This window comes from Amycolatopsis sp. NPDC003865, assembly GCF_053605345.1.
Genome location: NZ_JBSGJA010000027.1, coordinates 35,060 through 58,945 on the forward strand (window position 1 = coordinate 35,060; position 23,886 = coordinate 58,945).

Genomic DNA, 23,886 nt, shown 5'->3' on the forward strand with positions numbered 1-23,886 from the left:
ACGATGGGACCATGAACACCGAGCCGGCGCCGAGATGGCGAAGACTGGAACCGGACGAACGGAAGGAACAGATCTACGCTTGCGCGGCGCGGCTGTTCGGTGAACGCCCCTACTCCGAAGTGTCCACTTCGGACATCGCAGCGGCCGCCGGGGTCGCGCGGGGGTTGATCAACCACTACTTCGGCACGAAACGCGAGCTGTACCTGGAAATCATCCGCCGCGCGCTGACCGTGCCGCGGCTGGCCGTGGAAATCCTCCCGGACGGGCCGCTCGAACTGCGTGCCGACGTCGCCATCGAGTGGTTCCTCGACATGGTCACCAGCCAGGAGCGGATGTGGCTCGCCGCGATCGCGCCGGAAGGCATCGGGCGTGACCTCGAAGTCGAGCGGATCCTCGAAGAAGCCGACCGCGAATCCGCCGACCGCGTGCTGGAAGCCGTCGGCCTGTCCAGCGCGAGCGAACACGGCCCCGAGCTCAACGCGCTCGTGCGCGCGTTCGGCGGGATGGTGAAGTCCGCCGGCCGGGAATGGCTCGTGCGCGGCTCCCTGACCCGCGCCCAGGTGCACCTGCTGCTGTCCAAATCGCTCGTCACGCTCGTCGGCGAGATCTTCCCGGCGATCCAAGCGGAACCGGCGCAGCCCGGCGGTCCGGAATAGACCGAAGCCCCCGGCGCCACGAGGGGGAGGAGGGCGCCAGGGGCTCCGGGTCGGCGGACGAACCACCGACGCACATCCACGGTACGCCGGGGCGCTGTCAAGTCGCTGTCAACCCCGATCCGCCCAGTTCGCCGAGGCGGCAGGCGAGCCCGTCGAGGCACCGGCCGACCGCGTAGTCGTACAGCTGCGCGTAGTAGCCCGCCGCGAGGTCGGGATCGCCCATCAGGTCGTGCATCGCCGCGCCGAGCTCGGCCATCCCCGGCAGGTCGGCCCGCTCGCGGTAGGTCGCGTACTCCTCGGTGTTGTCGATCCGGAGCGCGAGCGCGCCGTCGCGGTCGTCCTCCATCGCGACGAACTGGCACGCGGTCATCAGCAGCAGGTTGTAGGCCATCGGGCTCTCCCGGCCGAAGCCGGCCTTCAGCAGCACGCCGATACCCGCGTCGATGCTGCGCGTCGCCGCCTCGACGGACGGGCCGAACAGCGCGAGCCGCCGCGCGCAGCCCGGGTACGTTCTCAGCAGCTCGCGCAGCGAGGCCAGCAGCTCGGTGAACCAGTCCTGCCACGGCAGGTCCCCGGCGGGCAGCTCCAGCAGGCCGACCACCCGGTCGACGACGGCGTTGACCACCGCGTCCCGGTCGCCGACGTGGTGGTAGATGACCGCGGGGTAGGCCTCGACCGCGCGCGCCAGCTCCCGCAGCGTCCAGTTGTCGAGACCGCGTTCGGCGGTCAGGGCCGTCGCGGCGTCGATGATCCGGTCGGCGGTGAGCGCCGGCAGTCCCGCCGCGGCCCGCGACCGGGGGCGCTGGCCCGTGCCCGAGGATGAGGTCGGCATGGGAGGTAACGGTAACCGCACGGGTGGGACCGGTGCCAGCGCCGCGGGGGTACGGCAGGATCGGGGCATGGCACGCGCACAGGCCAACGGTCTCGAGCTCGAATACGACACCTTCGGCGATCCGGACAATCCGCCGCTGGTGCTGGTGATGGGACTCGGCGCCCAGATGATCACCTGGGAGGACGGCTTCTGCGAGCTGCTCGCCGCGCGCGGGCTCTTCGTGGTCCGCTACGACAACCGGGACGTCGGGCTCTCGACGTGGCTCGACCACCTGCCCGCGCCGGACCTGGCCGCGCTGGCCGCCGGGGACCTGGCCACGGCGCCGTACCTGCTCTCGGACCTGGCCGACGACGCCGTCGGGCTGTTCGACGCGCTCGGCATCGGGAAAGCGCACGTCGTCGGCGCGTCGATGGGCGGGATGATCGTGCAGCAGCTGGCGATCGACCACCCGGACCGGCTGTTGTCCGTCACGTCGATCATGTCGACCACCGGCGATCCGGCCGTCGGGCAGGCCGAGCCGTGGGCACTGGGGCTGCTGGCGCGCCAGCCGGCATCGACGCGCGAGCAGGCGCTCGCCGACAGCGTCGAGGGCTACCGGCGGCTCGGCTCCCCCGGCTACCCGGACGACGAGGCGTTCCTGCTGGCCAAGGCGACCCTGCACTACGACCGTGCCCGCCACCCGGTGGGCACGCTGCGCCACGCGGCGGCGGTGGTGGCCTCGGGCGACCGCACGTCCGCGCTGCGCGAGGTGCGGCTGCCCGCCCTGGTGATCCACGGCGACGCCGACCCGCTGATCGGCGTGAGCGGCGGCAAGGCGACGGCGGAGGCGATCCCGGGCGCGGAGCTGCTGGTGATCCCGGGGATGGGGCACAACCTGCCGCGCGCGGTGTGGCCGACGCTGGTCGAAGCGATCGGGCGCGTGACGGGTCAATAGCGCGTCAAGATCCGGGCTCCGGGCGTAGGGAATGTGTCCTGGGTCATGCTCGCCGGACGGTCCCCGGCTTTGCTGGACGGCATGAGTGGTGGCTTCGGGTTCCCGTTCGGCTGCGTGGCGGCGGTGGTCGCGGTGGTGCTGGCGGACGTGGCCGGTGCGACGCGGACCCCGTGGTACGCGCTGGTCACGCTCGGGCTGGTGGTGCTGCTGACGGGGGTCTGGAGCTCGGTCGCCGCCGCGATCGGGGTCGCGGTGGTGGCGTGGGCGCTGGACGCGGGGTTCGTGCTCGGCCGGGCCGGCGAGCTGCGGTTCGACGCGGCTTCGGCGGTGACGGCGGCGGTGCTCGCGGCGGCTCTGGTGGCCGGGTGGGCCGCCCGGGCCTCGCGCCGCCCGGCCCGGGTCCGGATCCCCGCTCCGCGCCGGCCGGCCGCGGCCGGCGCGCCGCGCAAGGTCAGCACGGTGGGCTGAAGGGGCTTTCGCCACGGCCGGCCGGGCAAGGCGGCTTCGGTCCCGGCGGAATCGGCAGGTTCGCCGAGGCAAGCCGGGCCGGTCAGCCGCGCCGCGGCTGCGCAGCTCGCCGCGCCGCCAGCGCCGCGATGATCCGCGGCAACCCCGCCGGGTGCAGCGGATCGATCCCCGTCAGATCCCGAACCTTCCGCAACCGGTAGTCGACCGTGTTGGGGTGGACGTGCAACCGGGCCGCCGTGCGGCGGCGGTTCGTGTCGAGCTCCAGGTACGCCTCGAGCGTCTCGATCAGCTCCGGGTGCGCGTCCAGCGGCGCCAGCACCGCCGCGAGCCGGTCGCGGGCCTCGCCCGGGCGGGTCAGCTGGTACTCCACCAGGACGTCGTCCAGCCGGTACAGCCCCGGCGGGCGCCCGAACCAGCGCAGGACCTCCAGCACCTCCCCCGTCCGCCCGGCCACGTCGCGGACCTCGGACGGCGCCGCCGTCTCGGCCGCCGCCAGCACGTCGACCCCCGCCGCGCGCCCGGCCGTGTCCAGCAGCGAACGCCACTCCGCCATGTCGGCGAGCCGCCCCGCCAGTGGCAGCAGCACCAGCCCGCCCGGCCCGTCCAGCGACGCCAGGACGCCCTCGCCGCAGGACTGTTCGAACGCGGCCAGGAACCGCCGCAGCTTCCGGCGGACCGCGATCCCCGCGTCGACGCCCGGCGAGGCCTCGTCGGCGTGCGGCCCCAGCTCGACGCTCAGCACCAGGTAGCGCGCCGGCAGCGTGATCCCGGCGCTGCGGGCGACGCCGTCGACCGGGCCGCCGTCCGCCAGCACCGAAAGCAGCGTGCGGCGGGCGGTGTGCTCCTGCCCGACCTTCGTGCGCAGCTCCTCCAGGTAGCCCCGCGTGACGGCGCCGGTGATGGTGCCGACGAACGCGAGCACCCGGTCGGCGACGTCGAGCAGGTCGGCCACGTCCCCGCTGCCCGATTCCGCCGAGCCGACGGCGAAGATCTCCCGCGCACCGACGTGGTAGGCGGTGAGCACGGCCTCCAGCGGGAAGCCCTCCTCGGCGCGGCGCACCGCGGACGCGCCGATCTGCCGCAGCTCGGCGTCGTTGAGCTGCCGGTCCTCGCGCAGGCTCCGGGCGAACGCGCGCACGGCCTGCCGGGTGATCCGCGCGATGTCGCCGGCCAGTTCTTCGACCGGCAGCCGCCGGTAGTCGGCGACCTCCTCCTGGATGCGCGTGAGCACCCGGGCGATCAGCTCCGGCTCCTCCCGGGTGAGCCGCTCGTGGACGCGCTGCCCGCCGAGGGTCAGGTCGCCGCCGGTCTTGTGCTCCGTCACAACCGATCCCCTCGTTCTCTGCCCGGATTCCCAGTCAATCCGGCCACGCTCGGTGCCGATGGTGTCACGGAGGCCAACTACGTCAAGGAGGACGGCGTGCGAGTGCGGACAACGGCGTTCATCACGATCTTGGTCGCGGCTTTGGTGACGACAGCGGGTACGGCGGCCGCGGCCACCGGCGAGTACGTCGCCCTGGGGGACTCGGCGGCGGCCGGCCCGCTGATCCCGCCCCCGGACCTCTCGTCCCCGGGCTGCCTGCGGTCCCTCGCGGACTACCCGCACGTCGCCGCGCAGCGGCTCGGCGTCCCGCTGAAGGACGTCACGTGCTCCGGCGCGACGACCGCGGACATGTACGCGCCGCAATCGACGGAAACCGGCGCGGTCCCGCCGCAGCTCGACGCGCTGAGCGCGAGCACGAGAACCGTCACGGTGACCATCGGCGGCAACGACGTCGGCCTCGTCGGCGCCGCCACCAGCTGCATCAACCTGCTGCCCGGCATCAACCCGGACTGCGTCGACCGCTACACCGCCGGCGGCCACGACCAGCTGGCCGAGAAGATCGCCGCGTTCGAACCGACGTGGGGCGCGCTGCTGGACGCGATCCACGCGAAGGCGCCCAGCGCGGACGTCTTCGTCGCCGGCTACGGCACCTACCTGCCGCGCAACGGGTGCTGGCCGATCGCGCCGCTGACGCCGCGCGACGCGAACTACATCCAGGGCAGCATCGACAAGACGAACGCCGCCCTGGCCCGGCAGGCCGCCGCGCACGGCGCGCGGTACGTCGACGTCCGGACGGCGTCGATCGGGCACGACGTCTGCAAGCTGCCCGGCGTCAAGTGGTTCGAGAGCGTGATCCCGACCGCGGTCGCGGCGCCGCTGCACCCCAACGCCACGGGCATGCGCGCCATCGGGGCGCTGGTCGCGGCGTCGATCAGCGGGTGAAGTCCCAGCGGGACGCGCCGTAGGGCTCGGCGCAGGCGACGCCGATCGCCCGGGTGGGCACGAGCCGGTAAAGGAACCACGGCGCGGGTCCGGCGCTCGGCGCCATGAACGTCGCGTTGAACCCGCCTTCGTACACCGTCGCGGTCCAGCCGCCTTCGCGGTAGACGGCCGCCACCCGCTCGAGCGTGGCGGGATCGGAAATCCGCTCGGCCTCGCCCTCCAGGGTGAGGTCGAGCCCCTTCAAGCGCACCGAGACGCTGCACGCCGGGTTCGCCGCCAGGTTGCGGGCCCGGCGCGTGCCGTCCCCGCTGACGAAGTAGAGGGCGTCGTCGACCCAGATCGCGCCGACGCCGGCGGCGTGCGGCCGGCCGTCGGGGCGGACGGTCCCGACGAAGAACGTCAGGTCCTCCTTCGGCGTCTGGGTCGCGAGGAGGTCGCGCGCCCGGCTCCACGGCAGCGCCGGGGCGCCGTTCCGGTCGAGGTTCTTGGTCTTCGTGGGTTCGGTCATGCCTACGCGTCGAACGGGAGGACCGCGGATCGACACGCGGCGAGGGTCTTCGCGCCACCGGGGTCGTCTTCGCTGGTCGCGGGCACGATCGCGAGCTCGTCGATCCCGGCTTCCGCGTACTCGCGCGCCTTCGCGGCGACGTCCTCGCGCGAGCCCAGCAGACCCACCGTCGCGATCGCCTCGGCCGGCACCGCGGCCAGCAGCTCGCGCGGGTGCGGGCGGGTGCGCGCGAAGTCGACCAGGTCGCCGAACCCGGCCTCGCGGAACATCTCGCCGTAGCCGGGTGCCGCCAGGTACCCGACGACGCCGCGGCGCAGCTGCTCGATCTCCGCGGGGCCCGGATCCACCGCGCCGACCACCCACGCGGCGACCGGCGGCGGCGCGACCTCCGCCCGCGCGGCCGCTTCGCCCAGCCCCCGCACCAACGAAGCGGCGGCGGCGGGGCTGACCAGGTTGACCACCATCCGGTCGGCGTGGCGCGCGGCGACGCCGAGGGCCCGCGGGCCGAACGCGGCGATCGTCAGCGGTGACTTCGGCGCGGCCAGCCGCAACCGGTAGCCCCGCGAGCCGACCACCGTTCCGTCCACAGTGGACTTCTCGCCGTCGAGCAGCTGGCGGACGGCGACGGCCGATTCCGCCAGCGCCGTCGCGGCACGAGCACGGGACCGGCCGTGCCAGCCGCGCACCACGACGTCGCTGGAGGTGCCCAGCGCGACCCCGGTGGTGCGGCCGGTCAAGGCCGCGACCGACGCGACACCCATCGCGATCGTCGCCGGGTCCCGCACGGTCACGGCCAGCGGCCCGAACGTCAGCGAGATCCGCGAGGTCGCCGCGCCGATCGCGGTTCCCAGCGCGAACGCGTCCCACGTCGCCATCTCGCCGATCCACAGTTCGGGGTAGCCGGCGGCTTCGGCGGCACGCGCGGTTTCCAGGGCCTCCTCCGGCGGGCGGTCCTGCCAGAGCCCCAGCGACACCGAAAGCCTCATGCGGTGACCACCATCGTGACCACCGTGGTGAACGAGCCGCCGACGTTGAGCGTCAACGCCGTCCGCGCGCCCTCGACCTGCGTTTCGCCCGCGGTCCCGGTCACCTGGCGGGCGACGTCGTGCAGCATGCGGACGCCGGTCGCGCCGACCGGGTGGCCCAGCCCGATCAGGCCGCCACCCGGGTTGATCCCGGCGGTGCCGAGCCCGCCGCCGGCGATGAACCGGCCACCCTCCCCGGGTGGCGCGGCGCCGAGATGTTCCAGCGCGACCAGCCCGGTGATCGTGAAGCAGTCGTGCAGCTCGACGACGTCGAGCGCGGCCGGCCCGGGCACGCCGGCGCGCTCGTAGGCGTCGACGACCGCGCCGCGCAGGTGCGGGAACAGGTACTCGCCGTCCGCGGCCAGCTTCTCGGCGAGGCCGATGTGGGACGTGCGGTGCCCGAACCCGGCGATGCGCGGGAAGCCACCGCCGAGGCGTTCGGCGAACGACGGCGAAGCCAGCAGGACCGCGGCGGCGCCGTCGGTGATCCGGCCGCAGTCCTGCTTGCGCAGCCGGCCCTCGATCAGCGGGTTCAGCTCGTCGTCGGCCCCGAAGGCGCCCGCCGGGAAGCGCCAGTCGCGGGCTTGCGCCAGCGGGTTCCTGGCCGCGCGCTCGAAAGCGTGCGACGCGAACTGCCCGAGGTGCTCGGGGTCGAGGCCGTACCGCTCGTCGTAGGCGGAAGCGACGTCGGCGAACAACGCTGGCCACGGGAACTTCGCGCCCACGGCCTCGTGCCCCGCCCACGCGGCGGAGCCGAGGTGCTCGGCCGCCTGCTGCCCGTCGACGTTCCGCATCAGCTCGACGCCGACGACCAGCGCCAGGTCGTACCGGCCGGCCTCGATGTCCGCGCACGCGGCGAGGACGGCGGTGCTGCCGGACGCGCACGCGGCTTCGTGCCGGGCCGACGGCACGCCGTCGAGTTCCGGGACGGCGGCCACCAGCAGCCCGCCCAATTGGGCTTGCCCGGTGAACAGCTCGGCCGCGAGATTCCCGACGTGCGCGACTTCGACGTCTTCGGCGCCGACTCCGGCGTCCGCGAGGGCCGCGGGCACGACCTCGGCGAACAGCTCGAGGATCCCGCGTCCCTCCTTCGCGTAGTTGCGCGCGAAGTCGGTCTGCGCCCCGCCCAGCACGAACACCGTCATGGCCTCACTCCAGACTTTCCCGCAGCTGCCGCTTCAGGATCTTCCCCACCGGGTTGCGGGGCAAGGCGTCGGCGTACTCGAGCCGTTCCGGCAGTTTGAACGCGGCCACCTTCTTCTCGCGCAGGTACGCGACCAGCTCGTCCAGCGACGGCTTGCGCGCGCCCGGCACGACGACCGCGCACACCCGCTCCCCCATGACCTCGTCGGGTACCCCGATCACGCCGACGTCGGCGACGTCCGGGTGCCCGGCCAGCAGGCCTTCGACCTCGGCCGGCGAGATGTTCATGCCGCCGCGGATGACCAGGTCCTTCATCCGGTCCACGTACTTCAGGAACTGCCCGCGGTCACCGGCGGCCTCGAAGACGTCCCCGGTGCGGAAGTGCCCGTCCTCGTCGAACGACGAGGTGTCCAGCGGGTCGCCCATCGACGTGAGGTAGCCGGCGAACACCGTCGGCCCGGCGATGCGCAGTTCACCGGGCCGCCCGGGTTCGGTCACGTGCTCGCCGGTGACCGGGTCGTGCAGCCGCACCGATGTCCAGCCGGCGACCGGCGTGGACCAGGTGACGTCCGAGGCGTAGTTCGGGAAGAAGCTCGCGCGCTGGTCCGGGTCCGGGATGTCGGCCGGACCGGACAGCAGCGCGGTCCCTTCGTTGGACCCGAAGAAGTTGATGATGTCGATGCCGTACCGCTGCGCCCAGGTGCGCACGAGCCACGGTGACAGCGGTGCCGAGCCGGACCCGATCTTGCGCAGCGCCGAGAGGTCCACTCCGGACAGGATCTTCTCGTTGTGCAGCAACATGGTCAGCAACGCCGGTGGCGCGAGCGTGTACGTCACGCGCTCGGCGGCGAGCTGGCCGAGGAACACCGGCAGGTCGAACGGGTGGTGCGGGACGAGCACCGCGCCGGTCAGCAGCCAGGGCAGGAACATCCCGCCGATGCCGGCCATGTTCGTCATCGGGAACGGCGAGAGCAGGACGTCGTCGCGGGTCAGGCCCGCGGCTTGGACGCAGCCGCGCGCGGTCGCGAGCCAGTCGCCGTGGCAGCGCGGGACCGCCTTCGGCTCGGCTTCGGTGCCGGACGTCCAGCAGATCGTGACGCAGTCGTTGACGTCGGCTGCGGTCAGGTACGAGTCCAAAGTGGATTTCTCCGCTTCGGACAGCGGGTCTTCGGGCCAGGCCAGGGCGCCGGCCGGTTCGTCGTCCCCCCGGGCGACGACGAACCGGACCGACGGCGCCGCAGCGCCGATGAGCCCAAGGGCCGCCCCGGCGAGCTCGTGCTCGCCGTATCTGGATGCGGTCACCACCCCGACGGCACCGGTGCGCCGGCACATCGGGCCGAGTTCGTGTTCCCGGTAGGACACCGGGAACGGGGTGACGATCGCGCCGATCCGCACGATCGCGAGGAACGCCTGGGCCAGGGCCGAGCAGTTCGGCAGCTGCACGGCCACGACGTCGCCTGCTCGCACCCCTCCGGCGAGCAGGAACGCGGCCAGGACGTCGACGCGTTCGTCGAGCCGGTTCCAGGTCCACCGCACCGGGTCGCGTCCGACCAGTGCGGCGGTGTTCGGTGGATCGACCAGCGCGAGACCCTCCGGGTCGGCACTGACCCGCTCCTTGACGAGCTGGTCGATCGTCTCCGCACTCCACCATCCCCGCGCCCGGAAGTCCCGGGCGCGACCCTCTCGATGGCATCTCATGAACGGAGGTTTTCCAGCTGGTCCGCCCGGACCCAGGTCGCGTGAAAACCGAGCGGGACACGCTGGGGAAGCAGGACCCTGGCCACGGGTCCGGCAGCGAGATCGGCGGCGTCGAAGATGTCCAGTTCCGAGCGTCCCTCACGCTCGTCCTGCACGAACGTCACCAGATAACCGTCCGCCGAATCGGCGGCTGCGCCATCGCGGGGTGCGAAGGGCGCCTCACTGCCCCACCGGCCGGGACCGAACCGGTATTCGGTCTTGGAGCCGGCAAGATTGTCGTAGCGCACGAGCCCGTCGAACTTCAGCGTCGACTCGGGCGAGATGTGCACCGCGTAGGAGTACCGATTCCGCAAGCCGACCCCGCGGGAGTCGACGGTCGGGAACTCGGTGTTGTCGTCGTCGAGCGGGGCCTCGCGGCACACGCCGGTCCGCAGGTTGAAGCGGTAGCGGTGCAGCTGGGCGTCCAGGCGCAGATAGGAGAGCATCTTCGCGAGCGGCGTGCGCGCGTCGGCCCGCGGGGCCGGCTTGCGCACGCGGCAGACGTCGAGGACGACTTCTTCGCCGGACTCCCACGCGTTGACGACGTGGTAGATGTAGCACGGGCTGGCTTCGAACCACTTGATCTGGCTACCGTCTCCGTAGCGTGGCATCACGCCGAAGCGGCTCGGCATCGAGCGGTCGAAGTGCAGCTTGTGCCGGCCCTGCTTCGCCGCTTCCAGGTCCTGGACCAGCGGCAGGTCCATCAGCACCGCGAAGTGCTCGGTGATGGCCATGTCGTGCGGCAGGCGCGGGCCGGGCAGCTCGATCTCGGTGGTCTTGACGACCTGGCCGTCCGCGCTGATCACGCCGTAGCGCAGGTAGGGCGGGCGCGGGCCGTAGTCGAACCAGAACAGCTCGCCGGTCTTTTCGTCCACCTTGGGGTGGGCCATCATGTCGCCGACCAGCGTGCCGAGGAAGTCCTCGGCGCCGAGCGTCTCCAGCGAGAGCGGGTCGACCGCGTAGGGCGAGCCGCACAGGTACCAGGTCGCGAGGACGCGGCCGCGGTGGAAGATCACGTCGGTGTTGGCGTTGTCCTTGAGGCCCAGCCCGTGCGCGTTGCCGAACGGGTTGTCCTTCGGGTTCTCCATGACGCCGGTCCAGAGGCCCTTGCCGGCCTCGGACTCGGCTTCGAAGGCCTTCGTGCGGACCCAGCGGTTGCGGTAGCGCGCCTTGCCGTTTTCGAGGTGGACGGCGTGGATCATGCCGTCGCCGTCGAACCAGTGGTAGCGGCCTTCCGGGGCGAACCGCGGGTTCGGGCCGTTGCGCAGGTAGACGCCGCCCAAGTCCTTCGGGATCTCGCCGATGACCTGCAGGTCTTCGGCGTCGATCTCGGTGCCGACCGGGGCGTACACGCCGAGCAGGTAGGGGTTGGGCTCCTCGGCCGCGTCCGCCGCCCTGGCCACCATCAGCGGCTGTTCGGAGGTGCTGGTCATCGGGCTGCTCCCTGACTCTCGGGCTCACCGCGCTGGCTGATGGGGACGAGACTATGATTTGTGTACCCAGGTGTCAATAGGCTTCTTTTGGTGTAGTCAGCTGCTACCCTGAGGCCATCGGTAACGAGGGGGATGGTTTTGGTCGAGGCGACTGCACAGCGCGTACGCCCGGCGGGGGATCCGCTCCGCCGGGCGCTCGAGCTGGTCGGCGACCAGTGGACGTTGCTCATCCTGCAGAGCCTGTTCCTGCGGTTCCGCCGCTACGAGGAGCTGCGGCTGCGGCTGGGCATCTCGCCGACGGCGTTGTCCGGACGCCTGCGGGACATGGTGGACGCGGGGATGCTCACGCGCGTGCCGTACCGCGACGCGCGCCGGACGCGGCACGAGTACCGGCTCACCGAACGCGGCCTGGAGCTGTGGCCGCTGCTGATCTCGATCTGGGCGTGGGAGCGCGAGTGGGTCGAGGGCCGCCGCGAGGTGCTGCCGACGCTGATCCACCTCGACTGCGAGCTGGCTACATCAGCGCCGCTGGGGTGCGCGGCGTGCGGCCGCCGGGTCGACGCGCGGGACGTGCGGGCTTCGCGGCTGGACAGCACCGGAGTCGCGGCGGCGACGGCGTCCAAGCGCTTCCGCCGCAAGGACGCGGAGTCCCTGGCCGCCGACCCGATGATGTTCTTCCCCGACACGATGGAGCTGCTGGGCGACCGCTGGTCGACCGGGCTCCTGGTGTCGGCGCTGCTCGGCTGCCGGCACTTCTCGGAGTTCGAACGCGAGCTGGGGATCGGGCCGAGCGTGCTGTCGGCCCGGCTGAGCAAACTGGTCGAGGTGGGCGTCCTGCGCACGGGCACGGCGGCGACGCGGACCGACGCGCGCGACTACCGGATGACGGCGAAGGGGCTGGCGTTCTTCCCGGCGCTGGCGTTCATCGCGGAGTGGTCGCGCGGGTTCGAGGTGACGGGCCAGGAGCCGGACATCACGCTCCACCACGTGGAGTGCGGCAACCGGCTGCAGCCGATCCTGCTGTGCGACCACTGCGGGCGCCCCCTGACGCGCAAGTCGGTGCAGTTCGGCGGAGTTCCGTCCCCGAAACGCTGAAATCGACTCGCCAAGCGGTTCGGGCCCTGCCAGGCTGGAGTGGTCACACGTCGTCGTTTTCGGAGGTAGTCATGAGTGAACCGACCCCGTCGCCCAGCGGCGAGGAGGACGACGTCAAGCGCAAGTTCCGCGAGGCACTGGAGCGCAAGCAGGCGCACGCGCGCTCGGGGGCGTCGCACGAGAACGGCGGGGGCAAGAACCAGCACGCCCACGGCCCGGCGGCCAACAAGCGGACGTTCCGCCGCAAGAGCGGCTGAGGTTTCCCGAAGGCCCCCACTGCTCGCGGTGGGGGCCTTCGTCGCGCTCAGGGCACGAACGAACCCAGGTGGTCCAGGACCACGAACTCGCTCGACGTCGCGGCCACCGCTTTGCGCAGCACTTCCAGCCCGCCGTTCGGGTCGCGGGCCTGGCCCAGCGGCAGGTCGAAGTCGTCCCAGTGGGTCGCCGCCACGATCCGCGGGTCGCCCAGCGCGCGCAGCAGGCGGGGTACGTACTGCGTCACCTTCGCCCCGCCCACCGGCACGCACACCACGTCCGGCCGCAGCCCCGCCAGCTCGGATTCGATGTAGTTCGAGCCGCCGAAGTTCAGCACCGTCGCGCCGCCGCCCGAAACGGCGTAAGCCAGCGTGCCGCCCTCCACCAGGTCCTCGATCACCCGCGGGCGGTCGCGGCGGGACAGCGGGCGCGAGCCCGGGAACGGCACCCGCGCCCGGTCGCCCGTCGCCGAGTGCAGGGACCGCAGGATGCGGATCGAGTACCCGCCGAACGTCAGGTCCTCGCCGCCGCTCGCGATCGCCAGCTGGTCCTCCGGGGCACCCAGCGCCGCCATGAGACTCAAATGGGTCTCGGTGCCGAAGACCGACGCGCCGGTGCGTCTGGCCAGGTAGGGAACGTCGGTCAGGTGGTCGTAGTGGCCGTGCGTCACCAGGATGTGGTCCGCGCGCAGCTCGCCGCGGTCCAGGTAGCCGTCGATCAGCGCCTTGTTCACCGACAGCGGCGTCTTCGGGTCCGCGCCCGCCGGGGTGTAGGTCCCCGTCTTGAAGCGGGTCAGCCACGGGTCGATGAGGACGGTCTTGCCGCCGACGCGGATCTCCCAGCCGTTGTTGCCCCACCACCGCAGGGTCATGGTCGAAGCGGCGGCCGCCGCCGGGGTGCCCGCCAGGATCGCCGCCGCGGCGGCACCCGCGCCGAACAGCCCTCGTCTGCTGAAGTCCATGCCCGGCACCAGACCACGGACGCGGCCGCGCTGTCCAAGATCGAGACGTCGGCATGTCGATATGCGGACGAGTATCGTCGCAGCGTGGACCACCTCCGCTCGCTGCGGTACTTCCTCGTCGTCGCCGACGAACTGCACTTCGGGCGCGCCGCCGACCGGCTCGGCATCGCGCAGCCGCCCTTGAGCCAGCGCGTGAAACGGCTCGAAGCCGAGCTGGGCGCGAAGCTGTTCGACCGCGGCCGGCGCGTCACGCTCACCGAAGCCGGCGAGGTGCTGCGCGCCGAAGCCCGCGACCTCCTGAGCCGCTGGGACCGCATGACCGCGCTCGTCGCCAAGGCCGAACGCGGCGAGCTGGACGCCCTGCGCGCGGGCGTCCCGCCGGAACTGCCCGGCCCGGTCCTCGCCGCGATCCTGACGAAGTTCGCCGAAGAGTGCCCCGCCGTCCGGCTCGATCTGCAGGAACTGACCACCGCCGAGCAGACGCGCCTGCTGGCCGACCGTTCCCTGGACGCGGGGCTCCTGCAACTGCCGGTGGACGTCGTCGGGCTGGAGCTCGGACCCACGATCGACACCCCGCTCGGCGTGGTGCTCCCCCGCGACTCGCCGCTCGCGCGCCGTTCGGAGGTGGCGCTCGCCGACCTGGCGGGCGAAGGCCTGGTGCACGCACCGCGCGCGGCCGCGCCGGGAAGCTACGACACGCTGCTGCGCACCTGCTGGGACCACGGCTTCCGGCCGGCCGCGGTCCGGCACGCCCGCAACCCGGAGTTCGCGCTGGGCCTGGTGCTGGCCGGCCACGGCGTGGCGTTCGAACCCGGCCCGCGCAAGGAGCCGCGCGTGGTGTGGCGGCCGCTGACCGGCGAGGTGCTGCGGTCGCGGATGGCCTTCGCCTGGCCCCCGTCGAGCCCGCACCCGCAGGCCGCGAAGCTGGCGGAAATCGCGGCCGGCGTGCTCGAAGGCGACGGCGTCTCGCGGATCGTCCCGGAGCCGCCCACCGCCCGGCCGTGGGACGTGTTCTACGAGCGCAGCTGATCCACCGCCGCGCGGGCCGCGTCCCCGATGGCGCGGTCGATGTCCGGCCGGCGCAGCGTCTCCGCCCCGCCCACCGTGAACACCGCGACCGCGTAGGCCGCGCCGTCCGGGTACGTCGCGACGCCGATTTCGTTGCGGATCCCCGGCATCGTCCCGGTCTTGGCCGCCACCGCCACCTCCGGCGGGAACCCCGCCGTCAGCCGGTGCCAGCTCACCTGCGCCGACATCCACCCCAGCACCTGGGCGCCCGGGCCCGGGTCACGCCACATCGCCGACAGCAGCTCGGTCATCTCGCGAGGCGTGGTGGCCGACGTCCGAAGCGGATCCAGCGCCCGCAGCGGAACCCCGGCGGACGTGTCCGCCATGATCGTCCGCAGCAGCTCGCGCGGCGGGCCGATGACGGAGGTCCGCGACAGGCCCAGTTCCGCCAGCAGCGACCGCACGTTCGCCACGCCCACCCGGTCGAACAGCAGGTCCGCGGCCGTGTTGTCGGACACCGACAGCGCCAGCAGCGCCGCGTCCCGCAGGCTGTAGGAGACGTCGTCCGCGAAGCCCGCGGAACCGCTGCCGCCCAGCCGGTCCGCCGCCGACGCGCGCACCCGGTCCGTCGGGTCCAGCAGCCCGGCCGCGACCTGGCGGGCGAATTCGTACGCCAGCGGCACCTTCACCACCGACGCCAGCACCACCGGGGCGTCGGGGTCGACACCCACGCAGTCGGCCGTACCGAGACGGCGGGCGTGCAGGTACCCCCGCACGCCCGCCGCGGCCAGGATGTCAGCCGAGCTCACCCGGTCATGATGGACCGCAGCCGCCCGACCTCCGCCATCCGGCGCTCCGCCAGCCGGTCGGCCGCCGTCGCCGGGGGCACTCCGTCGGTGTCCGCCAGGGCGAACACCGCCTTGGTCGTGTCGTAGATCGCCGTCGTCTTGCGCTTGGCGCGCTCGAAGTCGAAGCCGTGGCGCTCGTCGTCGACCTGGATCACGCCGCCGGCGTTGACCAGGTAGTCCGGCGCGTACAGGATCCCGCGGTCGGCGAGCTGCTTGTCGATACCCGCGTGCGCGAGCTGGTTGTTCGCCGCTCCGCACACGACGCGGGCGCCGAGCACCGGCACCGTCTCGTCGTTCAGGACGCCGCCCAGCGCGCACGGCGCGAAGACGTCCAGCTCGGCGCGCAGCAGGGTGTCCACATCGGACGCGACCTGGACGTTCGGGTAGATCTCGAGCGTGCGCGCGACGGCCGGGGCGTAGACGTCGGTGATCGTGACCTGCGCGCCGGCCTCCACGAGGTGCCCGACGAGGATGTGCCCGACCTTGCCGACGCCGGCCACGCCGACGCGCTTGCCCGCCAGGTCCGGGCTGCCCCAGAGGTGCTCGGCCGAGGCACGCATGCCCTGGAAGACGCCGAACGCGGTCAGCACGGACGAGTCGCCCGCTCCGCCGTCCTCGGGCGAACGACCGGTCACGTACCGGGATTCGCGGGCCACGACGTCCATGTCCTGCACGTAGGTGCCGACGTCGCACGCCGTGATGTAGCGGCCGCCCAGGGACTGCACGAAACGCCCGTACGCGCGCAGCAGCGCTTCGGACTTGAGCGTCCTCGGGTCGCCGATGATGACGGCCTTGCCGCCGCCGAGGTCGAGCCCGGCCAGCGCGTTCTTGTACGCCATGCCCTTGGACAGCGCGAGCACGTCGTCGAGCGCGTCGGATTCGGTGGCGTAGGGGTGGAAGCGCGTCCCGCCCAGGGCGGGTCCGAGCGCGGTGGAGTAGATGCCGATGATGGCCTTCAGGCCACTGGCCTGGTCGTGGCAGTACACGACCTGTTCGTGCCCGGTGCCCCGGGCGAACACTCCTTCGGTCACGGTGGTGACTCCTTTGTCATCCGCGCCCGGTTCGTGGCCGGGACGCGCTTCACGGGGTGAGCGGGAGCCCCGCGCGCGGAGGTCGTCCGCCCGCCGGGTGCCCGGCACCAACCTAGATCCCCGGTGATCGCGAGACCAGTGGAGGTCTCGGGATACGGACGGGTAATCAGCTCCGGGCGACCTTGCCCAGGGTGTTCATCGCCGTCTCGAGCTGCGTGTCCGACAGGTACGGCGCGGGACCGAAGCGCAGGTACGGCCCCCGGCTGTCGGTGCGGACGCCTTCGGCGGCCAGCGCCGCCTGCAGCCCGGCCGCGTCGGCGCAGCGCAGCGACAGGAACCCGCCGAGGCGGTCCAGCTCCACCGAACGGTCACGCGTGACGACGTCGGCGGGCAGGTTCAGCGAGTCGAACACCGACGCGAGCAGGCCCACCTGGTGCTGGGAGACCTCGCGCAGGAACTCCGGCGTCAGGCCCTGCTCGGCGAAGAACCGCTGGATCCGGACGCCGCGGTAGTGGCTGGCCGGGTCGTAGGTCGCGCCGGCGAAGCGGTCGCCACCGGTGGCGTAGGCGACCTTGCCCGGCTCCCGCTCGTCGGCGAGCGCGCCGAACTCGGCGTACCAGCCGGTGATCACCGGCCGCAGCTCCTGGGCGTGCGCCGGCAGCCGCAGGAAGCAGTTGCCCTCGCCGAGCTGCAGGTACTTGTAGCCGCCGCCGAGCACCCAGGCGTTGGTGAGCCCGAGGTCGTGCAGCGGGAACGGGACGACGCCGAGCGCGTGGTAGGCGTCGACGACCAGCTCGATCGACCGGCTGCGGCACGAGTCGGCAAGGTGCGCCAGCCCGGGGACCAGCCTCGACGTCTCGAAGAGCACCGCCGACACCAGCACGGCGGCGGTGTCGTCGTTCACCTCGGCCGCGACGCGCTCGGCGAGCGTGGTCACCGGGTCGAGCGGCACCCGCACGACCTCGACGCCCTCCTCCTCGAGGCGGGCCAGCTGGCGGCGCAGCGTGTGGAACTCGCCGTCGGTGGTGACCAGCCGCGGTCTTCGGGGCAGCTCCATCGCCGAGAGGAACCGCAGCACGAGGTCGTGCGTGCTCGCGCCCAGCGCGTACTCGCCGTGCGGGTCGCCGAGCAGCACCCGGAAGCCCGCGCGCAGCTCGTCGGCCTTCGCGAACGCGCGCTCCCACTTCTCGTCGACGTCGCGGGCGGCGTCCGCGAAGGACTCCCGCAGCCCCTCCTCCGCGACGTCCGGCCACGCCTGGTGCGAGTGCCCGGACAGCAGCAGGCGTTCGGCGACGCCGAAGCGGGAGTAGTGCGTGGCGAGCGCGTTGTCGTCAGCGCGCAGGTCGTCCAAAGTGGTCACAGTCGGCTCCGTACGGCCCAGAGATCCGGGAACATCGGCTGGAAGAGCGTGGTACGCAGGTAGGTCGCGCCGGATGATCCTCCCGTCCCGGTCTTGTCGCCGATGGTGCGTTCGACCATCTTCACGTGCCGGTAGCGCCACTCCTGCATCCCTTCGTCGAGATCCACCAGACATTCCGCGACGACCGACGGTCCGCCGTCGTCGCTGTACACGTCCAGCAATATCGCCTGCAGGGCGGAAGACGGCTCCACCGGTCGAGTGACGTCTCGGTCACACTCCACGGAATAGCCAGAAGCCTTGAGGTACGCGAGAAAAGAGTCGAACAAGGACGGCCGGGCCATCGCTTCGGCAATGCGTTTCCGCTGCTCGCCGCCTTCGGGGTAGTGCGCGAACACGCGCTCGTCGCGGCGGCCCAGCACGGCTTCCAGCTCGCGGAACTGGGCCGACTGGAAGCCGGACGAAGCGTCCAAACGGGCGCGGAAACTCGTGAACTGGCTGGGGGTCATGGTTTCCAGCACGTCGATCTGCGCGACGGCGACCTTGAGGATCGTCAGGATCCGCCGCAGGATCCGGATCGAGTGCGCGGTGTTGCCCTTTTCCAGGTTCTGCTGCAGGAACGCGGCTTCGTGCAGGATCTGCTTGAACCACAGCTCGTACACCTGGTGGATCACGATGAACAGCAGTTCGTCGTGCTCGTCCGAACGCGTCCGCTGCGCGTTCAGCACCTCGTCCAGCGCGAGGTACGAGGTGTAGCTCAAGGCTTCTTGGGTCTGGGCGTCGATGTCGGTCATCCCTGGGTCACCTCGTCGAAATGGCGCTGAGCGGCCGGAGCCAGCGCGGTGTACAGATGGTGGAACAGCTCGACCGCGGCCGCCCGGCGATCCGGTGCGGGCACCAGGCCGTCGGGCAGTTCCGGGTCGAGCGACGGGAACGCGCGGAAGGTGTGCACCAGCCGCGCGTGCACCTCGAACGCCTCGGCGTCCGCGGTCTCCTTCCCCGCGTACCCGCCGAACTGCTCGACGAAGGCCGTGTAGCGCGCGGCGAGGTCGTCGAGGTCCCAGGCCCGGCCGGCGAAGCGGCGGACGTCGAGCGCGGCCGACGGGCGGCCGAGCAGCAGGCCGGCGTGCTCGGTGACGTCCAGCTCGCCGAGCAGGGCGACGACCTCGGCCTCGCGGTCGTGCGGGGCGATCCACGTGCCGTCCTGGTAGGGCCCGAACCCGAGGAAGCGCAGCCGCCGGACCAGGCGTTCCCTGGCCTGGCGGCGGCTCTCCGGGATGCTCTGCCAGAGCACCGTCCACTCGCCGGCGGCGCGTTCGCGGCGGCCGAGGGAGAAGATCCGGTGGTCGCCGTCGGCGAGCAGGGCGACGGTGCGGCGGGTCAGCGAGTAGTGCACGGTGCGGCCCTCGCGGTGGCGCTGGAGCAGGCCGCGGCGCACCAGGCGGGTCAGCGCGATGCGGGCCGCGCCGTCGGAGAAGCCCAGCTCGGCGAGCACCGCGACCAGGCCGCCCGACCACACCCGCCGGGTCTCGCGCGGGTGCACGTAGCTACCCAGCAACGTCACGACCAGCTCCTGCGGGCTGGCTTCGAAGGCGTCTCCGGGCATGAACGCAACTCTATACACCTCAGGCCGCTGCGGTGTAGCTTGATTTGCGTGACGTACTTCGCGGACCTCAGCTCGCGGCAGGTCGCTTCGCTGGCCGACGGCGACCGCACGCCGGTGCTGCTGCTTCCGCTGGGTGCGATCGAGCCGCACGGCCCGCACGCGCCGCTGGGCACCGACCCGCTGATCTCGCGCGGGATGTGCGAGCGCGCGGCTTCTCGCTTGGCCGCCGACGACGACGTCCACGTGCTGGTCCTGCCCGAGGTGCCCTACGGCGTGACGCGGTTCGCGGCCGGGTTCGCCGGCGGCGTCCACATCGGCGAGGAGACGCTGCACTCGCTGCTCGTCGACATCGGGTCCGCGCTGATCGGCCAGCGGCTCCGGCGGATCCTGCTGGTCAACAACCACTTCGAGCCCGCACACCTGGTCACGCTGCGGCGGGCGGTGGAGACGCTCAACTTCGCCTACGACGGCCGCGTGGCGCTGCTCGACCTGGTCCGGCGGCGGCACGCGCAGCGGCTGACCGAGGAGTTCAAGTCCGGCGAGTGCCACGCGGGCCGCTACGAGACGTCGCTCGCGCTCGCCGACCGGCCCGAGCTGGTCGACCAGCCGCTGATGCGGACGCTGCCGCACGTGCCGGTGAGCCTCGCGGCGGCCCCTTCCGAGGGTGGCTTCATCGAGATGGGGATGACCGAGGCGTACTGCGGGGCGCCCGCCGAGGCGACCGCGGCCGAAGGGGAAGAGACGTTTTCGACGTTGACCGACCTGCTGGTGGAAGCGATCCGGGAGCTGGCCCGTGAGTGAGCCGTTCAACCTCGCCACGTACTTCCTCGACCGGCACGCGGCTTCCGGCCGCATCGCCCTGTTCGTGGGGGATCGAGCGGTTTCCTACGGCGACCTGGCCGAGCTTGCGAACCGCGCGGGAAACGTGCTGCGCGACGCCGGCGTCCGGCGGGGACAGCGCGTGCTGCTGGCGCTCAGCGACGGCGAGGAGTTCGTCGCGACCTGGTACGGCGCGCAGAAGATCGGCGCGGTCACTGCCGAGGTCTACCCGTTCCTGCAGCCCAAGGACTACGCGTACTACCTCGGCTACACCGAGGCCGTCGCGGTGGTCGCGGACGCCGTCACGCTGCCCGCGCTGCGCTCCGCGGGCGCGCGGAACCTGCTGGTGCTCGGCGTCCCGGAAAGCGAGTTGCTCCCGGGCGAACGTCCCTTCCGGACCCTGCTGGACACCGCTTCGCCCGCGCTGGCAGCCGCACCGACCACTGTGGACGACATCGGGATCTGGAAGTTCACCACCGGCAGCACCGGCGCACCCAAGGCGTGCGTGCATCCGTTGCGGAGCGCGAAAGAGAGCTTCGAGCGGTACGCCGTGCAGGTGCTGGGGCTGCGCGAGGACGATCGCGTGCTCGCCGTGCCGAAGCTGTTCTTCGGCTACGCGCGCGACCTGGTGGCGCTCTTCCCGTTCGGCGTCGGCGCGGCCGGGATCGCGTTCCCCGAACGCAGCACGGCGGACCTGATGTTCGAACTGATCGCTCGCTACCGGCCGACCGTGCTGGTGAACGTGCCGACGATGATGAGCGCGATGGTCGCGCACCCGGACGCGGCGTCGCAGGACCTCAGCTGCCTGCGGATGACGACGTCCGCGGGCGAGGCGCTGCCTTCGGAGCTGCACCGGAGGTGGGACGCGGCGTTCGGCGTGCCGGTCGTCGACGGGATCGGGTCGTCCGAGGCCTACCACATCTACCTGTCGAACCGGCCGGGCGCGGCGCGGATCGGGACACTCGGCACGCCCGTGCCCGGTTATACCGCCGAGGTCGTCGACGAGCTCGGAAACCCGTTGCCCGACGGGGAAATCGGGCCGCTGCGGGTCACCGGCCCGACGATCGCGCGGGAGTACTTCGGCGATCCCGAGAAGTCCGCGAAGACGTTCGACGGCGACACGCTGACGTCCGGTGACCTGTTCAGCCGCTCCGGCGGGTTCTTCCGCCACCACGGCCGTGCCGACGCGCTGCTGAAGGTCGGCGGGGTGTTCGTGGCGCCCGGCGAAATCGAGGATTGCCTGCTCGGCCACCCCGCGGTGGTGGACTGCGCGGTCGTCGGCCAGGAGGTCGACGGGCTGGTCGTGCCGCGCGCGTACGTCGTGGTGCGCGACCCGGTGACCGCGGACGAGCTGAAGGCCCACGCGAAAGCCCACCTGGCCAAGCACAAGTACCCCCGTGAAGTGGTGTTCATGACCGAACTCCCCCGCACCGCCAACGGAAAGCTCGACCGGCGCGCACTGGCGGGCCGGTCGTGAGCCGGCTGGTCGTCGTCACCGGCGGCACCCGCGGGATCGGCGCGGCGATCGCGGCCCGGTTCACCGAGGCGGGTGACACCGTGCTCGCGCCCGGCCGGGCCGACTGCGACGTCACCGACGAGGACGCCGTCGCGGCGTACTTCGCGGCCGCCGGGCCGGTGGACGTGCTGGTGAACAACGCCGGGATCTCCGCCAGCGCCCCGCTCGCGAAGACTTCGCTCGCCGACTGGCGGTCGCAGATCGAGGTCAACGCGACCGGCGCTTTCCTGTGCACGCGGGCGGTCCTGCCGGGAATGCGCTCCCGGGACAGCGGCCGGATCGTGACGGTGGCGTCGACGGCGTCGCACGTCGGCTACCGCTACACGGCCGGGTACACGGCGTCGAAGCACGCCGCGGCCGGGCTGATGCGCGCGGTCGCGGCGGAGCTGGCCGGCACCGGCGTCACGGCCAACGCGGTCTGCCCGGCGTTCGTCCGCACCGACATGACGGCCACTTCGGTGGAGCGGATCGTCTCGCGCTCCGGCCGGTCCACTTCGGACGCGGAAGCGGCGCTGGCCGCGGCGTCCCCGCTCGGCCGGCTGCTGGACCCTTCGGAGGTGGCGTTCGCCGTCGCCTTCCTGGCGGCGCCCGAAGCCGCCGCGATCAACGGCCAGACCCTCGTACTCGACGGCGGAGGAATCCAGTCATGAGCCCGTTCCGCGCGACCGCACCGCTGACGAAGGAGTGGGAACACTTCGAGTTCACTGTGGACAGTGGCGTCGCGACCGTGACGTTCACCCGGCCGGACAGGCTGAACGCGCTGACGTTCGACGTCTACGCCGACCTGCGGGACCTGGTACTCGAGCTGCCGCAGCACGAAGACGTGCGGGTGCTGGTGATCACGGGGCAGGGCCGCGGGTTCTGCTCCGGCGGCGACGTCGAGGAGATCATCGGCGAGCTGCAGAAGTTCGAAACCGCACAGCTGCTGGAGTTCACCCGCATGACGGGCGCGGTGGTGAAGGCGCTGCGCGAGTGCCCGCTGCCGGTGATCGCGGCGGTCAACGGGGTGGCGGCGGGGGCGGGCTCGGTGATCGCGCTGGCCAGTGACTTCCGGCTGCTGGCGGAGTCGGCGAAGTTCGCGTTCCTGTTCACGAAGGTGGGCTTGGCGGGTGCGGACATGGGCTCGGCTTACCTGTTGCCGCGGCTCGTGGGCTTGGGCCGCGCGACGGAGCTGCTGATCCTGGGCGACAAGATCTCCGCCGCGCGGGCGTCCGAGATCGGGCTGGCTTCGCAGGTGGTCCCGGACGCGGACCTCCCGGCCACGGCCACGGCGTTGGCGCGCCGGCTCGCGGACGGCCCGGCACTGGCGTACGCGACGACGAAGGTGCTGCTGACCCGCGAACTCGACATGGACCTGGGCAGCGCGATCGAGCTGGAGGCGATGACCCAGGCGCTGCTGATGACGGCGAAGGACCACAAGGAGTTCTACGCGGCGTGGACCGCGGGCCGCGAGCCCCGCTGGACCGGCCGCTAGCGGGCCGTCACCGCGATCGCGTTCTCCTCCAGCGAGCCGAAGTACAGCTGTCCCTGCCACTCGCGGACCCCGACGAGCATGTGGAACCCGGCGATCTCCCCGCGGAACTCCCGCTCCACCTTGCCCTCCGGGGTCACGCCCAGCACCCCCACCTCGCGGCCCGGGCTCGGCTGCAACGACGCCGGCAGCCGCCGGACGCCCGCGCGGGCGAACGACGGCAGGCGGCGGACCACGTCCAGCGCCGCGACGCGCGGGGACGCCTGGGTGATCCAGATCAGGCCGTCCGAGCCCGTGGCGATGTTGTCCGGGAAGCCCCACAGGTTCTCGGCCAGCGCGTCCACGTGACCGTCGGCGAGCCGGACGCGGGACACGCTGAACGCGCCCGTCTCCGCGACCGCCACGAACGACTCGTCCGGGGCCAGCGCGACGCCGTTCGCGAACTGCAGGCCGTCGAGGACGAGGTCGATCGCGCCGTCCGGGGCGCGGCGCAGCAGGCGGCCGCCGCCGGTCTGCTCGATCAGGTCGTCGCGCCAGTTGTCGATGCCGAACCGGCGCGAGGAGTCCGTGAAGTACACCGTCCCGTCGGCCGCCACCGCCGCGTTGTTGCAGAAGACGAAGTCCAGCCCCAGCGCCGAAGTCGCCAGGACCGAAGGCGACCCGCCTGCCAGGGGCACCACCAGCAGGCCGGCCCGCGCGTCGCAGACCAGCAGCTCGTCTTCGCCGTACAGCTCGAGCCCCAGCGGGCGCCCGCCGGTGTCGGCGATGACGTCGATGTGCCGTCCGTCGGGTGCGACGCGCAGGATCCGGCCGTCGTCCACGCCCGTGTAGATCCGGCCCTCGCCGTCGACCACGACGTCCTCCGGGCCGTGCCCGTTCACCGGGATGACCGTGACCTCGCCGAACCGCATCGAACG

25 protein-coding genes are annotated in these 23,886 nt (G+C 72.3%); 11 read left to right on the plus strand and 14 right to left on the minus strand.

Annotation, left to right across the window (positions count from 1 at the left end; genetic code table 11):
• Nucleotides 1-11: 11 nt before the first annotated feature.
• Nucleotides 12-656: a TetR/AcrR family transcriptional regulator gene (locus ACWEVP_RS42480; RefSeq protein WP_452068254.1), complete on the plus strand. Its 645-nt coding sequence runs from the start codon at nt 12-14 to the stop codon at nt 654-656.
• 97 nt (nt 657-753) lie between these two features.
• Here the strand turns inward: ACWEVP_RS42480 and ACWEVP_RS42485 are convergent, their stop codons facing one another.
• Entirely contained in the window at nt 754-1,488 is a 735-nt protein-coding gene (locus tag ACWEVP_RS42485) for a TetR/AcrR family transcriptional regulator (RefSeq protein ID WP_452068255.1), read from the minus strand.
• Between the two features lie 67 nt (nt 1,489-1,555).
• Between ACWEVP_RS42485 and ACWEVP_RS42490 the strand changes: the two genes are divergently transcribed.
• Both ACWEVP_RS42490 and ACWEVP_RS42495 read left to right on the plus strand, forming a co-directional pair.
• On the plus strand, nt 1,556-2,422 hold the full coding sequence (locus ACWEVP_RS42490; protein WP_452068256.1) for an alpha/beta fold hydrolase: 867 nt from the start codon (nt 1,556-1,558) through the stop codon (nt 2,420-2,422).
• Between the two features lie 81 nt (nt 2,423-2,503).
• Nucleotides 2,504-2,890: a hypothetical protein gene (locus ACWEVP_RS42495; protein WP_452068257.1), complete on the plus strand. Its 387-nt coding sequence runs from the start codon at nt 2,504-2,506 to the stop codon at nt 2,888-2,890.
• An 82-nt stretch (nt 2,891-2,972) separates the two neighbouring features.
• On the opposite strand, the gene ACWEVP_RS42500 is transcribed toward ACWEVP_RS42495, so the two are convergent.
• A complete protein-coding gene (locus ACWEVP_RS42500; protein WP_452068258.1) occupies nt 2,973-4,214 on the minus strand; it encodes a PucR family transcriptional regulator in 1,242 nt (413 codons plus the stop codon).
• Nucleotides 4,215-4,316: 102 nt separating this feature from the next.
• Here ACWEVP_RS42500 and ACWEVP_RS42505 point away from each other — a divergent pair, with 102 nt between their 5' ends.
• Nucleotides 4,317-5,156 (plus strand): SGNH/GDSL hydrolase family protein, encoded by an 840-nt coding sequence (locus ACWEVP_RS42505; protein ID WP_452068341.1) that lies wholly within the window; start codon nt 4,317-4,319, stop codon nt 5,154-5,156.
• Here ACWEVP_RS42505 and ACWEVP_RS42510 read toward each other — a convergent pair.
• From ACWEVP_RS42510 to ACWEVP_RS42530, 5 genes are read right to left on the minus strand one after another with little or no spacing between them, the layout of a single operon-like run.
• The gene (locus ACWEVP_RS42510) at nt 5,146-5,664 is read right to left on the minus strand and encodes a pyridoxamine 5'-phosphate oxidase family protein (protein WP_452068259.1); all 519 of its coding nucleotides are present in this window, start codon (nt 5,662-5,664) and stop codon (nt 5,146-5,148) included. The genes ACWEVP_RS42505 and ACWEVP_RS42510 overlap by 11 nt on opposite strands.
• 2 nt (nt 5,665-5,666) lie before the next feature.
• Nucleotides 5,667-6,650, minus strand: a complete 984-nt coding sequence (locus tag ACWEVP_RS42515; RefSeq protein ID WP_452068260.1) for an LLM class F420-dependent oxidoreductase — start codon at nt 6,648-6,650, stop codon at nt 5,667-5,669.
• Nucleotides 6,647-7,834 carry an acetyl-CoA acetyltransferase gene (locus ACWEVP_RS42520; RefSeq protein WP_452068261.1) on the minus strand — a complete coding sequence of 396 codons (1,188 nt, stop codon included), beginning with the start codon at nt 7,832-7,834 and terminating at the stop codon, nt 6,647-6,649. Before ACWEVP_RS42520 ends, ACWEVP_RS42515 begins: the two co-directional genes overlap by 4 nt.
• A gap of 4 nt (nt 7,835-7,838) precedes the next feature.
• A complete protein-coding gene (locus tag ACWEVP_RS42525; protein WP_452068262.1) occupies nt 7,839-9,530 on the minus strand; it encodes a class I adenylate-forming enzyme family protein in 1,692 nt (563 codons plus the stop codon).
• Nucleotides 9,527-11,002 carry a carotenoid oxygenase family protein gene (locus ACWEVP_RS42530; RefSeq protein ID WP_452068263.1) on the minus strand — a complete coding sequence of 492 codons (1,476 nt, stop codon included), beginning with the start codon at nt 11,000-11,002 and terminating at the stop codon, nt 9,527-9,529. The genes ACWEVP_RS42525 and ACWEVP_RS42530 overlap by 4 nt, the downstream gene beginning before the upstream one ends.
• Before the next feature lie 138 nt (nt 11,003-11,140).
• On the opposite strand from ACWEVP_RS42530, the gene ACWEVP_RS42535 reads away from it, so the two are divergent.
• Together ACWEVP_RS42535 and ACWEVP_RS42540 are read left to right on the plus strand one after the other, a co-directional pair.
• Nucleotides 11,141-12,097, plus strand: a complete 957-nt coding sequence (locus ACWEVP_RS42535; protein WP_452068342.1) for a winged helix-turn-helix transcriptional regulator — start codon at nt 11,141-11,143, stop codon at nt 12,095-12,097.
• A gap of 71 nt (nt 12,098-12,168) precedes the next feature.
• Nucleotides 12,169-12,354 carry a DUF5302 domain-containing protein gene (locus tag ACWEVP_RS42540; RefSeq protein WP_086858770.1) on the plus strand — a complete coding sequence of 62 codons (186 nt, stop codon included), beginning with the start codon at nt 12,169-12,171 and terminating at the stop codon, nt 12,352-12,354.
• Between the two features lie 47 nt (nt 12,355-12,401).
• On the opposite strand, the gene ACWEVP_RS42545 is transcribed toward ACWEVP_RS42540, so the two are convergent.
• Entirely contained in the window at nt 12,402-13,313 is a 912-nt protein-coding gene (locus tag ACWEVP_RS42545; protein WP_452068264.1) for an MBL fold metallo-hydrolase, read from the minus strand.
• 84 nt (nt 13,314-13,397) lie between these two features.
• Here ACWEVP_RS42545 and ACWEVP_RS42550 point away from each other — a divergent pair, with 84 nt between their 5' ends.
• Nucleotides 13,398-14,342, plus strand: a complete 945-nt coding sequence (locus ACWEVP_RS42550; protein WP_452068265.1) for a LysR substrate-binding domain-containing protein — start codon at nt 13,398-13,400, stop codon at nt 14,340-14,342.
• Here the strand turns inward: ACWEVP_RS42550 and ACWEVP_RS42555 are convergent.
• From ACWEVP_RS42555 to ACWEVP_RS42575, 5 genes are all read right to left on the minus strand, one after another.
• Nucleotides 14,327-15,130, minus strand: coding sequence for a serine hydrolase (locus tag ACWEVP_RS42555; RefSeq protein ID WP_452068266.1), 804 nt, complete (start codon nt 15,128-15,130; stop codon nt 14,327-14,329). The two genes, ACWEVP_RS42550 and ACWEVP_RS42555, sit on opposite strands and share 16 nt — an antisense overlap.
• Complete coding sequence (locus ACWEVP_RS42560; RefSeq protein ID WP_452068267.1) at nt 15,127-16,200, minus strand: Glu/Leu/Phe/Val dehydrogenase dimerization domain-containing protein; 1,074 nt, start codon at nt 16,198-16,200, stop codon at nt 15,127-15,129. Before ACWEVP_RS42560 ends, ACWEVP_RS42555 begins: the two co-directional genes overlap by 4 nt.
• A gap of 166 nt (nt 16,201-16,366) precedes the next feature.
• Nucleotides 16,367-17,560 carry a kynureninase gene (locus tag ACWEVP_RS42565; RefSeq protein ID WP_452068268.1) on the minus strand — a complete coding sequence of 398 codons (1,194 nt, stop codon included), beginning with the start codon at nt 17,558-17,560 and terminating at the stop codon, nt 16,367-16,369.
• Nucleotides 17,557-18,351, minus strand: a complete 795-nt coding sequence (locus ACWEVP_RS42570) for a tryptophan 2,3-dioxygenase (RefSeq protein WP_452068269.1) — start codon at nt 18,349-18,351, stop codon at nt 17,557-17,559. The genes ACWEVP_RS42565 and ACWEVP_RS42570 overlap by 4 nt, the downstream gene beginning before the upstream one ends.
• Complete coding sequence (locus ACWEVP_RS42575; protein ID WP_452068270.1) at nt 18,348-19,163, minus strand: PaaX family transcriptional regulator; 816 nt, start codon at nt 19,161-19,163, stop codon at nt 18,348-18,350. Before ACWEVP_RS42575 ends, ACWEVP_RS42570 begins: the two co-directional genes overlap by 4 nt.
• Before the next feature lie 48 nt (nt 19,164-19,211).
• On the opposite strand from ACWEVP_RS42575, the gene ACWEVP_RS42580 reads away from it, so the two are divergent.
• From ACWEVP_RS42580 to ACWEVP_RS42595, 4 genes are read left to right on the plus strand one after another with little or no spacing between them, the layout of a single operon-like run.
• On the plus strand, nt 19,212-19,964 hold the full coding sequence (locus ACWEVP_RS42580) for a creatininase family protein (RefSeq protein WP_452068271.1): 753 nt from the start codon (nt 19,212-19,214) through the stop codon (nt 19,962-19,964).
• Nucleotides 19,957-21,459 (plus strand): benzoate-CoA ligase family protein, encoded by a 1,503-nt coding sequence (locus tag ACWEVP_RS42585; protein ID WP_452068272.1) that lies wholly within the window; start codon nt 19,957-19,959, stop codon nt 21,457-21,459. Before ACWEVP_RS42580 ends, ACWEVP_RS42585 begins: the two co-directional genes overlap by 8 nt.
• Complete coding sequence (locus ACWEVP_RS42590; protein WP_452068273.1) at nt 21,456-22,148, plus strand: SDR family NAD(P)-dependent oxidoreductase; 693 nt, start codon at nt 21,456-21,458, stop codon at nt 22,146-22,148. Before ACWEVP_RS42585 ends, ACWEVP_RS42590 begins: the two co-directional genes overlap by 4 nt.
• On the plus strand, nt 22,145-22,972 hold the full coding sequence (locus tag ACWEVP_RS42595; protein WP_452068274.1) for an enoyl-CoA hydratase family protein: 828 nt from the start codon (nt 22,145-22,147) through the stop codon (nt 22,970-22,972). The genes ACWEVP_RS42590 and ACWEVP_RS42595 overlap by 4 nt, the downstream gene beginning before the upstream one ends.
• Here ACWEVP_RS42595 and ACWEVP_RS42600 read toward each other — a convergent pair.
• Nucleotides 22,969-23,880 (minus strand): SMP-30/gluconolactonase/LRE family protein, encoded by a 912-nt coding sequence (locus ACWEVP_RS42600; RefSeq protein WP_452068275.1) that lies wholly within the window; start codon nt 23,878-23,880, stop codon nt 22,969-22,971. The genes ACWEVP_RS42595 and ACWEVP_RS42600 overlap by 4 nt on opposite strands.
• Nucleotides 23,881-23,886: the final 6 nt, after the last annotated feature.

Excerpts from the sequence above, each read along its gene's own strand:
- ACWEVP_RS42575 (WP_452068270.1), bottom strand. The coding sequence starts at position 19,163 with ATGCCCGGAGACGCCTTCGAAGCCAGCCCGCAGGAGCTGGTCGTGACG.
- ACWEVP_RS42520 (WP_452068261.1), bottom strand. The coding sequence starts at position 7,834 with ATGACGGTGTTCGTGCTGGGCGGGGCGCAGACCGACTTCGCGCGCAAC.
- ACWEVP_RS42510 (WP_452068259.1), bottom strand. The coding sequence starts at position 5,664 with ATGACCGAACCCACGAAGACCAAGAACCTCGACCGGAACGGCGCCCCG.
- ACWEVP_RS42530 (WP_452068263.1), bottom strand. The coding sequence starts at position 11,002 with ATGACCAGCACCTCCGAACAGCCGCTGATGGTGGCCAGGGCGGCGGAC.
- ACWEVP_RS42495 (WP_452068257.1), top strand. The coding sequence starts at position 2,504 with ATGAGTGGTGGCTTCGGGTTCCCGTTCGGCTGCGTGGCGGCGGTGGTC.
- ACWEVP_RS42485 (WP_452068255.1), bottom strand. The coding sequence starts at position 1,488 with ATGCCGACCTCATCCTCGGGCACGGGCCAGCGCCCCCGGTCGCGGGCC.
- ACWEVP_RS42490 (WP_452068256.1), top strand. The coding sequence starts at position 1,556 with ATGGCACGCGCACAGGCCAACGGTCTCGAGCTCGAATACGACACCTTC.
- ACWEVP_RS42595 (WP_452068274.1), top strand. The coding sequence starts at position 22,145 with ATGAGCCCGTTCCGCGCGACCGCACCGCTGACGAAGGAGTGGGAACAC.
- ACWEVP_RS42570 (WP_452068269.1), bottom strand. The coding sequence starts at position 18,351 with ATGACCGACATCGACGCCCAGACCCAAGAAGCCTTGAGCTACACCTCG.
- ACWEVP_RS42515 (WP_452068260.1), bottom strand. The coding sequence starts at position 6,650 with ATGAGGCTTTCGGTGTCGCTGGGGCTCTGGCAGGACCGCCCGCCGGAG.
- ACWEVP_RS42545 (WP_452068264.1), bottom strand. The coding sequence starts at position 13,313 with ATGGACTTCAGCAGACGAGGGCTGTTCGGCGCGGGTGCCGCCGCGGCG.
- ACWEVP_RS42480 (WP_452068254.1), top strand. The coding sequence starts at position 12 with ATGAACACCGAGCCGGCGCCGAGATGGCGAAGACTGGAACCGGACGAA.
- ACWEVP_RS42600 (WP_452068275.1), bottom strand. The coding sequence starts at position 23,880 with ATGCGGTTCGGCGAGGTCACGGTCATCCCGGTGAACGGGCACGGCCCG.
- ACWEVP_RS42540 (WP_086858770.1), top strand. The coding sequence starts at position 12,169 with ATGAGTGAACCGACCCCGTCGCCCAGCGGCGAGGAGGACGACGTCAAG.
- ACWEVP_RS42525 (WP_452068262.1), bottom strand. The coding sequence starts at position 9,530 with ATGAGATGCCATCGAGAGGGTCGCGCCCGGGACTTCCGGGCGCGGGGA.